13 protein-coding genes are annotated in these 12,932 nt (G+C 43.3%); 2 read left to right on the top strand and 11 right to left on the bottom strand.

Going from position 1 to position 12,932, the window contains the following annotated elements; genetic code table 11:
• Positions 1–2 precede the first annotated feature (2 nt).
• Positions 3–989 carry a Kelch repeat-containing protein gene (locus tag FHS57_RS04715; protein WP_183971714.1) on the bottom strand — a complete coding sequence of 329 codons (987 nt, stop codon included), beginning with the start codon at positions 987–989 and terminating at the stop codon, positions 3–5.
• Between the two features lie 128 nt (positions 990–1,117).
• Between FHS57_RS04715 and FHS57_RS04710 the strand changes: the two genes are divergently transcribed.
• Positions 1,118–1,681, top strand: coding sequence for a T9SS type B sorting domain-containing protein (locus tag FHS57_RS04710; RefSeq protein ID WP_183971713.1), 564 nt, complete (start codon positions 1,118–1,120; stop codon positions 1,679–1,681).
• 260 nt (positions 1,682–1,941) lie between these two features.
• Here the strand turns inward: FHS57_RS04710 and FHS57_RS04705 are convergent, their stop codons facing one another.
• The 6 genes from FHS57_RS04705 to FHS57_RS04680 form a co-directional block, all read right to left on the bottom strand.
• A complete protein-coding gene (locus tag FHS57_RS04705; protein ID WP_183971712.1) occupies positions 1,942–2,391 on the bottom strand; it encodes a nuclear transport factor 2 family protein in 450 nt (149 codons plus the stop codon).
• 12 nt (positions 2,392–2,403) lie between these two features.
• A complete protein-coding gene (locus FHS57_RS04700) occupies positions 2,404–3,111 on the bottom strand; it encodes a hypothetical protein (RefSeq protein WP_183971711.1) in 708 nt (235 codons plus the stop codon).
• 23 nt (positions 3,112–3,134) lie between these two features.
• Positions 3,135–3,719: a c-type cytochrome gene (locus tag FHS57_RS04695; RefSeq protein ID WP_183971710.1), complete on the bottom strand. Its 585-nt coding sequence runs from the start codon at positions 3,717–3,719 to the stop codon at positions 3,135–3,137.
• 56 nt (positions 3,720–3,775) lie between these two features.
• Complete coding sequence (locus FHS57_RS04690) at positions 3,776–4,957, bottom strand: acyltransferase family protein (RefSeq protein WP_183971709.1); 1,182 nt, start codon at positions 4,955–4,957, stop codon at positions 3,776–3,778.
• 165 nt (positions 4,958–5,122) lie between these two features.
• Positions 5,123–5,974, bottom strand: coding sequence for a LytR/AlgR family response regulator transcription factor (locus FHS57_RS04685; protein WP_183971708.1), 852 nt, complete (start codon positions 5,972–5,974; stop codon positions 5,123–5,125).
• 431 nt (positions 5,975–6,405) lie between these two features.
• Complete coding sequence (locus FHS57_RS04680; RefSeq protein ID WP_183971707.1) at positions 6,406–6,816, bottom strand: VOC family protein; 411 nt, start codon at positions 6,814–6,816, stop codon at positions 6,406–6,408.
• Between the two features lie 206 nt (positions 6,817–7,022).
• On the opposite strand from FHS57_RS04680, the gene FHS57_RS04675 reads away from it, so the two are divergent.
• Positions 7,023–8,081, top strand: a complete 1,059-nt coding sequence (locus tag FHS57_RS04675) for a hypothetical protein (protein ID WP_183971706.1) — start codon at positions 7,023–7,025, stop codon at positions 8,079–8,081.
• Between the two features lie 3 nt (positions 8,082–8,084).
• Here the strand turns inward: FHS57_RS04675 and FHS57_RS04670 are convergent, their stop codons facing one another.
• The 4 genes from FHS57_RS04670 to FHS57_RS04655 all read right to left on the bottom strand — a co-directional run bounded on the left by FHS57_RS04670 (position 8,085) and on the right by FHS57_RS04655 (position 12,898).
• Positions 8,085–8,654, bottom strand: coding sequence for a DUF4956 domain-containing protein (locus tag FHS57_RS04670; RefSeq protein WP_183971705.1), 570 nt, complete (start codon positions 8,652–8,654; stop codon positions 8,085–8,087).
• Between the two features lie 24 nt (positions 8,655–8,678).
• Complete coding sequence (locus tag FHS57_RS04665) at positions 8,679–9,425, bottom strand: polyphosphate polymerase domain-containing protein (RefSeq protein WP_183971704.1); 747 nt, start codon at positions 9,423–9,425, stop codon at positions 8,679–8,681.
• A gap of 157 nt (positions 9,426–9,582) precedes the next feature.
• Complete coding sequence (locus tag FHS57_RS04660; RefSeq protein WP_183971703.1) at positions 9,583–12,108, bottom strand: ATP-dependent Clp protease ATP-binding subunit; 2,526 nt, start codon at positions 12,106–12,108, stop codon at positions 9,583–9,585.
• A 163-nt stretch (positions 12,109–12,271) separates the two neighbouring features.
• Positions 12,272–12,898: a WbqC family protein gene (locus FHS57_RS04655; protein ID WP_183971702.1), complete on the bottom strand. Its 627-nt coding sequence runs from the start codon at positions 12,896–12,898 to the stop codon at positions 12,272–12,274.
• Between the last annotated feature and the right edge of the window lie 34 nt (positions 12,899–12,932).

The following is a 12,932-nucleotide window of genomic DNA, read 5'->3' as shown; positions in this document are numbered from 1 at the left end:
TTTTATTTCAAAATTTCCATTGATGTCAGTTCAGGCCCGCCCCCTCGATTGCCCGAACCTGCCGCTACATATACCTTTTTCTTATAAATCGTCGCGCCTGTTCCGTGACGCCCTTTATTGAGGTTGGGTAATTTCTCCCACTTCATCGTTTTGGTATTCAGTGCCTCAACTTCCGCGTGGGCCTCCACTTGAGCGGGGCTTTCTCCCCCCATAATCAACAATTTATACCCAAAAGGCACCGCCATATTTCCCGCCCGCTGCGTTGGCAAATTTAGGTCAGCGGGTAAGGTCGTCCACGTATTTGTTTTAAAATCAAAGACATCGACGGCGGGTTCGGTAAGGTTGAGCACCTGATTAATGCGCGCCGTCGAGCGGCGGCCACCCGCCACGTAGAGTTTATCGTTAATGACGGCCACCGAAACGTGGTCACGCACGTGTGGCGCGTCGGGAAGTTTACGCCACGTATTGGTTTTAGGGTCAAATTCATCGAGCCAGCCCACGTGCCCGTCGTAATGCCCATCCTGAATGCCACTCACCAAATAGAGCTTGTTGTTGTAATTTACGGCCCCCGTCGCACCACGAAGCCTATCCGTAGGAATGGCAGGCCCTTCGCGCCACTCGTTTTTGGCAGGATTAAAAATATAGATGGAAGTCAACGGTTTTTCGTGCGGGTACTGTCCCATAAATGCCCCCATGACGTAGGCTTCGTTATTGTATTCAATCGCCTGAAAATGGTTCATTTCCACGGGTGGTGCTGCGAGTTGTTTCCATGTATTGGTCTTGGGGTCAAATTCATCGACGGGGCGTGTGCCACGTCCACCAATCAGGTACAATTTATCCCCGACTTTGGTAAACGCATTTTCGTGACGAGCCGTACAGCTATTGGCGGTCTGAGCAATTTCCCAGCTAGTCGTGGCTTGGGCCGATGCAAGGTGTGCAAAGCCCATCATTAAGCCCAAAAGGCTCATTTTAAGGTGAGTTGAGTTCATGTTTGGTAATACACGTTTAGGGTATAAATCTGGCATAAGGCATTTTTTACTCGCTGCAACAGCAATTGATTTTGGGAAAAATGTAAATTGCCAAACCAACTAACATCCCCCATTTCTCCGTTCAAACCATGAAAACGTTTTCTCAACTATTATTACTAGGGTTACTTCTACAAGCCTGCTTTGCCGATCACCGAGTGGATGTGGGCCTACCCAAAGAATACGAAGCCTGCTGCGGCCTTCAACCCGTTGATTTTAAACACAGCAACGGGTCTATATACATGCCCAATGTGTTTACTCCAAATGGCGATGGCATCAATGATTTGTTTTATCCTTTCATTAGCGACGAAATCCTAGAAGTACAAGGGTTTACCATTTTGAGTGCCAGTGGTGATACGGTCATTTTTTCACGCCCCACAGTACTTTACGACCGCTTGAATGAGTTTGCTTGGAACGGTCTGCGAAGAGATGGAACGCTTTACCGAGGCCGTTTCAAATACGGGATGCGGGCGATAAGTAAGGATTTTAAGTTGCGATTATTAGAAGGAGAAGCCTGTAGTGTACTTTGCGAGCCTGGCACAAAGGAATTGAAAGTCAAAAAGGGGTGCTTTTATCCGATCCAAGCGGGAGGGAATGGCAAAGCTGGAAAAGTGGACAGTACACTTACAAATAAAGAAACCGATTGTCTGAAATAGTGCAGCCTCAACCCTTCCAAGTTTCTACTTCGGCGATAACAAAAACTTGGAAGGGCTCGTTCGGGTTGTGAGCAACCCGCTACACGGCAGCCCTTCCAAGTTTCTACTTCGGCGATAACAAAAACTTAGAAGGGTTTGTGCGGGTTATGAGCAATCCGCTACACGGCAGTCCTTCCAAGTTTCGACTTCGGCGATAACAAAAACTTGGAAGAGCTTGTTCGGGTTGTGAGCAACCCGCTACACGGCAGACTGTAGATTATTTACTCCACTTTTATAATAGTTGCTTGTCGTCCAATCATAAACCATTGATTATTCGCATATTTCCAAATATTGGTAAAGCGGCGGGTTACAGTTTTGCCTGCATGTTGCTGTATTCCCTGCGGTTTGGTAATTTCCTCTCCCATGACCATCGCAATGTTATCGTTAAAAGTGACTTTTTCGATGGTTCGCACAAAAGAAGCATACGCCAAATTTCCCGTACGAAGCTGCATTTTCGAACCTTCTACTGTTCCGACACGATTTGCAGGCGTATTGACAACCATTTCGTTCGACCAAATTTTGCCAAACAACGTCGCCGAATCTCCACGCATCGTAGCCTCTCGTTCGAGGTTTTCAAGACGGCGAAGTTCTGCTTCGCGTGGGTCGGTTTGGGCAAATGAAGTGATGAATGATGTGAGAGAAGTGAGGAGAATAAGAAATGTTTTTGTCATGACAATTTTAGTTTAATACAAAGTTTCTACCCACCACTTGGCAAACCCCTGCCATATAGCCGAATGACTACCTATACCCGCCGCATTCATGCAAAAGGCAACGAACACATAGAAACCCATCGGAAAGGCTGATTTTTTGTTTTTGATGTCCATTATTAGCCAAACAATAGGCACAATAATAGTACATATCAGCATTATAATGCCACCCACTGGGCCTGGTAAGTTCAGAAAAGCGAACAAAAACCGACCTAATCCTGGCCCCAATATAGCTAAACCTGTACTTGCCATAAAACGCATGTGAAAACCCACATTTTTCTTATAAACCATGGCAAATGCAAAGGCCAATCCCAGAAAAAATATATCAATAGTTCCCCCTAAGGGCATCTGAGCCAGAGCATCGGCTTGTGGCATTTTTTTAATATTTCGGAAGTACGCTTCCTTTGCCACGAAAAATAAAGAGGCTAAAAACAAAGGAAAAACGATATACGAAAGCTTGCCAATGAGCTTATGCAGTTCATATTTATTGGCACGTATGAGATAGGCTTGTGCGATAAGCATCAATATCCAAGCCATCGCCAACATCCCATGTATATGATACACCGCAGCAAAACCCTCAAATGTTGGAAAGTGAACGAGATAGGTCTTGTAAAAACCCAGATTGGTAATAATAAATAGGGCTACAAAAAAGTAAAGTAGGCGATTTTGGAGTGCTTTTTCCATTGCATTTATTTCGTTAAACGATTTTACAACTTATCAGGACTAATCGGCTGTGGAACAACGTTTTCAATCGGCTTACAGCTTTTTAAATAGGCAAAAATCGCTATCAAATCCTCTTTTTTACCATGAACATAGTTTTGCCAAGGCATCGGCGGCAACAATGGACGAGCCGAGCGAATACCTTTGCTTTTGCCCTCAGTCATGGCAATGATAAATTGCTCTTCCGTCCAAGAGCCGATACCCGTAGCATGAGGGGTAAGATTGGCCGAGAAGGTGGCTCCCCAAGGCCCAACAGCAATGGTGTTCATGGGATGAAAAAGTACCCAATCTTGGGTTTTTACGACTTTACCGATTGGGATTTGGGCGGGGTGTCCGCTTAATCCCAGATCAGGGTCAGGGATTGGCCCTTGAGCAGTCATTTTTTTGGGTGCGTGGCAGTCAGCACATCCCATCATTTCGACCAAGTACTTGCCCTTTTCGATTTGAGCTTGGGTATTTAGCTTCCCTGTCACACCGTCGGGACGAGCCGTAGATACGGCTAGCGGACTGACAGACATTAAAACTGCCGTACCGAAAACTGCAAGAGCTAGGACTGAAATTTGTTTTTTCATGATACAGTATTGGTTTAAAAAAGATTGAACGATTAAGCAGGTAAACGCCTAAAATTTTATGCGCTAATTACTCGACCCGATTTGTTTATCCACCGCCGCGCGGGCACTTCTACCAACCGATAAGTGAGATACGATACCACCAGCGTAATGCCAATAAATACCAAACATATCAGCCAGCCCGTGAGCATATCTGGTTTGGACGGCGGGCCTGTTGTTGGATTAGGCGCGGCGGTCAGTGTCATGATGGCCTGAATGGTGTACAAGAGAGGTTGATGCACCAAATAAATCGAAAACGACCAATCACCTAAACGTTGTAAGGCATTTGTTCCCAAAAAAGCATTCAAATTTGGGCTTCCATACGCAGCCGACAAAATCATCAGCGGAAAAAACGAAACCGTAAAAACATCTGGAACCGCAAAGTGCATACAGAGTCCCAAACCTAACGTGAGCAATAGAAATGAGTAGCCGTTGGCAAGCCAACTTTTCCCCCAATTGTCCTGATAACCAGCATACATCATCATACCCAACACAAAGCCAAACAAACAGCGCAAAAAGCCGAATTGGTAGGATACATTGATACTCAACAGCGCGGGATCAACCCGTACAAAGGGAATAGAAGCAGGCTCTGTAACCAACGGAACAATCCAGAACGTTATGGCTAAATAGCCAGCAAAACAGGCCAGCACGACTATTATTCTACCCAATGCCCCTAATTTTAAAAATGGTTTTACCAAAAAAGGAAACAGCATGTACATCCACCATTCGGTACTGATTGACCACGAGGCGTTGTTCCACGTAAACCAATCGTTCACATTCATGCTGTGGAGCAGCAACAGATGACTCGGAATGGTCGAAAAATCGTTGCTGACAGTATCCATCGGATTGGCGGGGGCGTTGTTGACCAACATAATGATTTTAAGGCCAATACAATAGAGCAACGTAACAAAATGTAACGGATACACCCGCGCAAAACGCGCAATGGTAAAGCGTTTGAAATCACTACCCAACACCGAATCGGTAAACCATTTACCATATACGTGCATCATGATAAATCCACTTAATACAAAGAAAAAATCTACCATCAGGTACAGGCGGGTGAAAAGCAAAGAGTCTTTGAATTTAAGCAGCATATCACCTCCCATACCGACCATCAAATCAACGTGAAAAATAACCGTAAGCAAAGCTGCAATACCACGCAGCGGTGTCAGATTAGAAAGATAAGTAGTAGTTGTTTTCATAATTTTTATAGACCTCGTTTTTCGTTTTCAACTATCGACTAAAACCTTACTGGCCAATAGATAAGGCAAACGTAGGCGAAAATGTCTTTTTGTGACAAAAAATGGGGTAATTGGGAAGGCTTTGGGGTGAATAACAAAGCCATGTGAGTAGAAATACGTGTCTGTTTAGGACGCTAGTACCACTTGTTTAGCGTATCCTCTGGAAACGGGCAAGGGTTCGGCGACTTGCCAAAGGTGCAGTTTATACCCCTGCGCATTACCCGAAACTTTATAGACTCTTTGGAGATTGACCATGTAAGATCGGTGACATCGCCGAATGTAGGTAAATTGAATTTGAGATTCTACTTTGCTAAGACTACTTCTCAAAAGCTCCTTTTTCAGTTTGCCGTCGCTTTCTTGATACACCACTGTTACATAGTTATCGTCGGCTTCGATGTAACACAAATTTTGGGGAGTTAAAACAATTTTATCCTTCCCATTTTCGGCCAATAAGGTTAGAACAGAATGCGTAATTACTGTTTGATTGTTTACTGTTTGCTTCTCTTCAACAAGCGCAGTTTCCATCACTTTTGCTGGGCGACTGTATTGACGGTTGAGTCTATAATATCGAAACCACACAAAAGTAACTGCTGGAAAAAAACTGATAATGGCCGTAAATAAAAGCATCATTCCAAATCCCTTCGCAGTGGCAGGAATTTTATCGGAGTGCTGAAGAACCACGTTGGCAAAATTGCAGATGGCAATTAATAAAATAAGCCCCATCACAAATAGGATTTCGCTCCCTACAGTCCATCCTTTTTCATGGTACACTTTTGAAAAAATACGTCCCAAGATTTCGATCATAAAGATGACGCAGAAAGGAGGCCCCGCAGCAAATCCCGAAATAAGGCTTAGTTTGTAAAAAGGATCGGTGATGGTGTATAACGTAAAAGGCTCAAAGATGTATAAGAACAAAAACGGGAATACGCTCGAACCCACTACCAACGGCCAATTATGCCAGCCAATAGTGTAAGCCATGTAAGGTTGACCGAGCCAATTTTTGATTTTTTGAAGCACTTTTAAGGGTAAGTGAGTTAGGTTCTCTTACGCTCAAAAGTATTATTTGATATGTGAAACTACAAACTCTCTGTACCTGAATTGATTAAACGGTAAAATCAACCGCATTTTCAATGTTTTTAACGAAAAATAGTAGCGCCCTACAAAAGTTCGCTACTATTGTATTTCATGCTTACCTATCAGTTTTAGTGGGTTAAAATACCTTCCAAGTTTTGACTAACTTGGAAGGTATTTTTGCGGGTTGTGAGCAACCCGCTGCACGGCAGACCTTCCAAGTTTCCACTTCGGCGATGACAAAAACTTGGAAGGTATTTTTGCGGGTTGTGAGCAACCCTCTGCATGGTAGTCCTTCTAAGTTTCAACTTCGGCGATAACCAACTTGGAAGAGCTTTTTACAAAATTTGGTTAAACTCCAGGCGCTCTCCCTCGGGGCCTGTGATGTTAAAATATTTACAGCCTCTCTGCCAAAAAGCAAGAAAAACGGGCGATTCTTCGATGATGTTAAAGCCTTCTTTTTTCAAAAGCTCAAATGTTGCCTCAATGTCTTCCACGTCAAACGCTACGTGGTCGATGTGACCGTCTTTGCGGGAGCGAATCTCATTTAAGGCGGGGTCGGGCATTTGATAAATCTCAATGATGATGTCACCTTGCTTCATCATGGCCACTTTCCCTTGACCTCCTTCGTGCTGAAACGTAGAAGACATCACATTAGTAAAACCTAAGCGATTATAAAATGCCTCTGAGCGCACCAAGTCTGCTACGGGTATTCCTACATGCTGAATTCGGGTTAAATTAAGATTCATGAGTGCTAGTCAGTTAGAAGTAAAAACGAAAGGGCTGTTTGCTCACACCTTCAAACAGCCCATCGTTTATCGTTCATCATAGGTTTATTGTGTAACAAAGGTAATGGCTCTTTACACCACAATTTTATTCTTCTCAGTTTAATTTTATTAAATTTATAACAAAAAATTGAAATATATTTGGAACAATTTAGCACAAAATTTCCAAAATGAACATCAATAAAAACCTCTGCGAAAAACTGTATTTGGAAGTAAAAGCCAAGCTTCAAAACGAGTTTATACAGCGAGGTATGACCTACCGTGGTTCTGAAACTTCCATTTGGAAATTGGTCAACCCAAGCACCGACAAGACTTATTTTCAAACGATTTTGGAAGAACATACGCAGTTATTGTTTTCTACCACTTTCAATACCATGTATCTGTGGCGAAAAAGAAACGAGGTACAAAGTCGCGAAGTGGTTAATTTTCAGGAGGATTACTTAGAGTTGTTTACCAAATTTCTGGGGTATCCCAACCCACAATCGTACATAAGCGAGTTTTCACTGACGTTGCACAACTATTTTGGTATTAAAAACGAAGGAAAAATTGTGGTTGTTCAACCCATTTTTGACGCCAATAAAGACGTACCACCGCCCGATATGCAAGGAAAATTTCCGCGTGCCAACGAGCAAACCGTCGATTCGCGGGACACGGAATGTTTGTTGGAGCTAATTCAATTGTTTCACAGCTATCATCAAATCCTTCCACAACGCGTCTATGACCAAGAATTAATTACCCACAAAGGAGACAAATACGAGTTTAACGAAACGATTTTAAACCTAAATAAAACAAATTGTATCTTTTCGATTGGCTTCTATTCCAATTACTTTTTCCGCTGGGTATTGGCAAATTACGCCTATCCTTACCTCGAATTTGATGATAAAAACATTCGCTTTCGGATAAAGTATTTTCATCCTATTTTAGAACAGACCGTTTGGAGTGATTTTTACCAAGGAAGCGACAATTTTGATGTAGGTTTTATTTGCAAACTCCCCATTCAGTTTGGAACGAGCACCGTACCTTGTTATTTCTTCTGTGGGCTCGAAAATAAAGCAACCCTCGCCATGACCATGTACCTGTGCCAAAGTTGGAAAAACCTCTCACAAAAACACGATACTGAGCGCGACTTACCAATTGGAGATGCACCGTTTGTGATGGTGATGCGCGTCAATCGGAGTAATTTGAAGGAAATTTATTGCGAAAAAGTAGTGGTATTGGACTTTGAATAAAAGTTATTCGTAATAATATACCCGAAGATAGGCCATGTCTCGCAAAAAATCGAGTTTTTCTACCTCTACCCGAATGATTCGCAAGCCCGTTCGCTCTTGCAAATCTTCAATCAGCGCTTGTCGGTGACACTTGGCCGTCAACGAGATTTTATCGTACATAATCTCTTTCATCGATTGGCGACGGTACAAGAAATTGCTTTCAAGAATAAACGTCAACAACAACAACAGCGTCGTTATGATGGCCGTAATACCTGCTGAATTGGTCGAAATGCCGTGAATTAGCCCTAAGGCAATGACCAAAAACAGGTACGTCATATTCCGAGTCGAAATACCCTCCGTTCGATACCTTAGCATCGAAAACACCGCAAACAACCCAAAAGCCGCCCCCATCGACACCTCTACCTTGTTCAGTAAGTACGTAACCGAAAAGATAATAAGGTTAAAAATGAGAAAAGTAAAGACAAACTCAGTGTTGCGATAGATTGGAAAATAAATCAAACGTAGCAAAATGGCCATGCTCATCAAATCAAGGCCAAGTTGAAAAAACAGTTCGTATGGTAAATCGTTCGACATAATGAGTTAGGTATCCGTGGTGTTTCAATATTCGTTTAATCGATGGATTTTTGAGTACATAGGTTTGAAAAGATTTGCTTTTATGCCAGGTTCAACGCTCATCAAACCCAAGCAATACTTGCTCAATCCCCCCTCCCGAATGCCCATATCTCTCATCAACAGGGTAAATGGACTTTGAAAATACGTACGCTGCTTCGCTTCTGCCACCACAATATGTGGGTAAATTCCTGATTGGTCTTGCCAACGAAACCACATATTGAGGTCAAACGTGACGCGCTCAGGGCAGGTTTTATTCACCAGCGTAAATCGGTGATAATACACCCAAACCGTTGGTTCTAGGGTCATTGCTGAAAATTCGCCCGCTACATTATCCAAAAAATCTGTACTGGTTGGGCACAAATCCAGCGACAACTCTTCGATGGCAATCCGTTTTTTTATGGTTCGTCGCTTATTGTCCTTTAATTTTACTTCCAAAAACTGTGCGTCGGTGTCCACATATCGCCTAGCTCGCACTTTGTATCGATTGAGCTTGCCGTGCAAATGCTGGTGGTAGAACAAGCGTTCGGGTGTGTCAAAATAAAGGGTATCGTAACGAAAAACCGTTTTGGAACTCATCCGCAAAACGTGGTAATAGGGTTGCAATTGTGCTAGTACATCGCCCAAATCATCTTTACGAAACATGTATTTAAAGTCGATACGGTTCATCAAACGCGTTGATTCCATATCGTTGAGCGAAATCTTAGAAAATGAATCAAGAAAACGTTCAATCATACATTTAGTAGTAAATCAATCGGGTTGTGAGCAAACCTCTACACAATAGCCTAGTACATTATAAAACCAAAAAGGGTACAATCAAAGACCGTACCCTTTTTGGTTTTTTCACTATATATTTTTCAAGAAAATTGCGTTTCCGCTAAGATTCAAGCGATTAGTTAATCACTTCTTCCTCTTTTTTCTTCACCGTAATCACGAGATTATCGCTTCCATCTTCATGGTCAGCCAATAACGTGTCTCCTTCGCGAAGATCGCCCTTGAGAATTTCTTCCGCAACGGGGTCTTCAAGGTATTTTTGGATGGCACGATTGAGCGGACGCGCACCGTACTGTTGGTCATATCCTTTTTCTGACAAAAAGTCTTTCGCTTTCTCAGTCAACTCAACTTTATATCCCAAAGTAGTGATACGATTGAAAAGTTTACCCAACGAGATGTCGATGATGCGGTGAATGTCTTCGCGTTGAAGCGTATTAAACACAATCACATCGTCCAAACGGTTCAAAAACTCGGGAGAAAATGCTTTTCTCAAAGCATTCTGAATCGTGGTTTTCATCATATCGTCTTGGTTTTCGGTTTTTGCTTTGGTAGCAAACCCAATACCCGAGCCGAAGTCTTTCAAATCACGTACCCCAATGTTTGACGTCATAATAATAATCGTGTTGCGGAAATCCACACGACGACCCAAACCATCCGTCAAAATACCATCGTCGAGCACTTGGAGTAAGAGGTTAAACACATCAGGGTGTGCTTTCTCAATTTCGTCCAACAATACGACGCTGTAAGGCTTACGGCGAATTTTCTCCGTCAACTGTCCACCTTCTTCGTACCCAACGTAGCCTGGAGGCGCTCCGATAAGGCGAGACACGCTGAATTTCTCCATGTATTCGCTCATATCAATGCGCACCAACGAATCGTCTTTATCGAAAAGGTAAGTCGAAAGTACTTTGGCCAATTCCGTTTTTCCTACCCCTGTTGGGCCTAAGAAAATAAACGAACCAATTGGCTTTTTAGGGTCTTTCAAACCAACACGGGTACGCTGAATGGCTTTGGTCAATTTTTCGATGGGACTATTTTGACCAATCACTTTCGCTTTGAGTTCGTCGGCCATTCCCAACAACTTCTGACCTTCGTTTTGAGCCACGCGGTTTACTGGAATTCCCGTCATCATCGCTACTACTTCCGCCACGTTATCGTCCGTTACGGTATAGCGACGCTTTTTGGTTTCCTCTTCCCACGCAATCTTCGCACGATCGAGTTGGTCAAGAAGCTTCTTCTCGCGGTCGCGGAGTTGCGCAGCTTCTTCGTACTTCTGGCTTTTCACGACGAGGTTTTTCTGTTTCTTCACCTCCTCGATTTGTTGTTCCAACACCACAATGTCTTCTGGTACGGTGATGTTGCTGATGTGTACGCGCGCACCTACCTCGTCCAATACGTCGATGGCTTTATCGGGCAAGAAACGGTCGGTAATGTAACGTTCCGACAATTTCACCGCTTGCGCTATGGCCTCGTCGGTATAGTTTACGTGGTGGTGATCTTCGTACTTATCTTTGATATTATTGAGGATTTCAATCGTTTCCTCTACGCTTGGCGCGTCCACCATTACAATTTGAAAACGACGGGCCAAGGCTCCATCTTTCTCAATGTACTGACGGTATTCGTCGAGCGTGGTGGCACCAATACATTGGATGTCGCCCCGAGCTAACGCTGGCTTGAACATATTGGAAGCATCTAATGAACCCGATGCACCCCCTGCGCCTACAATGGTATGCAACTCGTCGATGAACAAAATTACTTCGGGCGATTTTTCTAATTCGTTCATCACGGCTTTCATACGCTCTTCAAATTGGCCACGGTATTTGGTACCTGCCACGAGCGAAGCAAGGTCAAGCGTCACAACGCGTTTGCCAAACAGCACACGCGATACTTTCTTTTGTACAATTCTAAGTGCCAAACCTTCGGCAATCGCCGTTTTACCAACGCCAGGTTCTCCAATGAGAACTGGGTTGTTTTTCTTACGGCGGCTAAGTACTTGGGCTACACGTTCGATTTCTTTTTCACGACCTACAATCGGGTCTAACTTACCCAATTCGGCCATCTTCGTAAGGTCACGGCCGAAATTGTCTAATACTGGTGTACGCGACTTTTCGGCACTTTTGGGGTCTTTTCCTTGCTGCGAACCGCCGCTGAACATGCTCCGTTCATCGTCGTCCTCAGTATCGGGACCCGCGTGGGGTTTGGTGCCTGATGATTGATACTCTAACATTTCCTTAACGATTTCGTAGTTAACATTAAACTTGGCTAAAATCTGCGAGGCCAAATTATCTGGGTCACGCAGAATGGACAGGAGTAGGTGCTCCGTGCCAATGAGTGGGCTTTTAAAAATTTTTGCTTCTAAGTAGGTTATTTTCAACACCTTCTCCGACTGGCGGGTCAAAGGAATGTTGGCCAAGTTTTTGATATTGTTGGTCGCGGTTCCTTTGGTAACTTGCTCAATTGTCACGCGCAATTCGTCCAACGAAACGCCCAGTTTTTTTAACAGGGCCAATGCCACGCCCTCACCCTCTCTGATCATCCCCAAAACGAGATGCTCTGTACCGATATAATCATGTCCCAAACGGAGGGCTTCCTCACGGCTGAATCCGATGACTTCTTTTACGCGATTTGAAAATTTTGCTTCCATTCGTTGGAGTTAAGCTGTTGTGAAACGTAAGGTAGGTTAGTTTTTTTAGAAAAAAAAACGTAATCGACGACGTAATTCATTAAATTTCCCTTTTTTTCTTTTGTTTCCTCCTTTTTTTAACAGAAAATAGGTGTCCAAATTATATACAAAAATAGTGTGTTTTTCATTCCACCATTACCGACTGTTTCAGCAAACGCGTTGCATCTGCTCCTTGGCACATCAGCAAGTCAAGAATACTCAAATTAGGAACAAACTCAGTTCCGAAATTTTGTTGATAAACAACGGGTTTACTGAAAATGTTGTGCCCCGATGGATTTTTGGGGGAAATCTGTGACAGTGCGTCAAAATGCCCCTCGGGAAGACTCGTTTCAAACACCTCTGTCAGCCGTATTGTCGGTTTTTGCCGTAGTAATTTCAGACAGATTGTCAGCAACTCCCAATTAAGGTCAAACAAAAAATTAGGCTTTTTGAGATACACTCGTTCAAAATCACTTCCAAAATATTCAAAATAGGGTGCTTTCCCATAGGCCGCCACAATGGCCCCCCAATGCCGCCGTACCCAACCTTGCGAATAATCAATTTTCACTTCACGAATCGGCATTTTGGGCGCTGAATGAATCACGGGAACAATGAGCGTATCAACACCGTTAGCGGCCAAAATGTGACACCGATTTCGGTAAGTTTGTTTCACAAAATGCTCCTGAGCTTCCAACGACACTTCACCGTATTTCAATAAACAGGCAAAATAATCGAGACTCGGTAAATATTGTAACTCTATTCGTACTGACAATGCTTTTACTTAAATAAATGTGATTATGTAAGTA

The sequence above is a fragment of the Runella defluvii genome, assembly GCF_014195535.1.
Taxonomy (GTDB): Bacteria; Bacteroidota; Bacteroidia; order Cytophagales; family Spirosomataceae; genus Runella; species Runella defluvii.
Note: the sequence above shows the minus strand (reverse complement) of the source record. Positions and strands in the feature narration are given on the sequence as shown.

Bases quoted from the DNA above. Each gene is read 5' to 3' on its own strand.
- FHS57_RS04715 (WP_183971714.1), bottom strand. From the start codon at position 989: ATGAACTCAACTCACCTTAAAATGAGCCTTTTGGGCTTAATGATGGGC.
- FHS57_RS04660 (WP_183971703.1), bottom strand. From the start codon at position 12,108: ATGGAAGCAAAATTTTCAAATCGCGTAAAAGAAGTCATCGGATTCAGC.
- FHS57_RS04710 (WP_183971713.1), top strand. From the start codon at position 1,118: ATGAAAACGTTTTCTCAACTATTATTACTAGGGTTACTTCTACAAGCC.
- FHS57_RS04670 (WP_183971705.1), bottom strand. From the start codon at position 8,654: ATGTCGAACGATTTACCATACGAACTGTTTTTTCAACTTGGCCTTGAT.
- FHS57_RS04700 (WP_183971711.1), bottom strand. From the start codon at position 3,111: ATGGAAAAAGCACTCCAAAATCGCCTACTTTACTTTTTTGTAGCCCTA.
- FHS57_RS04675 (WP_183971706.1), top strand. From the start codon at position 7,023: ATGAACATCAATAAAAACCTCTGCGAAAAACTGTATTTGGAAGTAAAA.
- FHS57_RS04665 (WP_183971704.1), bottom strand. From the start codon at position 9,425: ATGATTGAACGTTTTCTTGATTCATTTTCTAAGATTTCGCTCAACGAT.
- FHS57_RS04690 (WP_183971709.1), bottom strand. From the start codon at position 4,957: ATGAAAACAACTACTACTTATCTTTCTAATCTGACACCGCTGCGTGGT.
- FHS57_RS04695 (WP_183971710.1), bottom strand. From the start codon at position 3,719: ATGAAAAAACAAATTTCAGTCCTAGCTCTTGCAGTTTTCGGTACGGCA.
- FHS57_RS04680 (WP_183971707.1), bottom strand. From the start codon at position 6,816: ATGAATCTTAATTTAACCCGAATTCAGCATGTAGGAATACCCGTAGCA.
- FHS57_RS04685 (WP_183971708.1), bottom strand. From the start codon at position 5,974: ATGGCTTACACTATTGGCTGGCATAATTGGCCGTTGGTAGTGGGTTCG.
- FHS57_RS04705 (WP_183971712.1), bottom strand. From the start codon at position 2,391: ATGACAAAAACATTTCTTATTCTCCTCACTTCTCTCACATCATTCATC.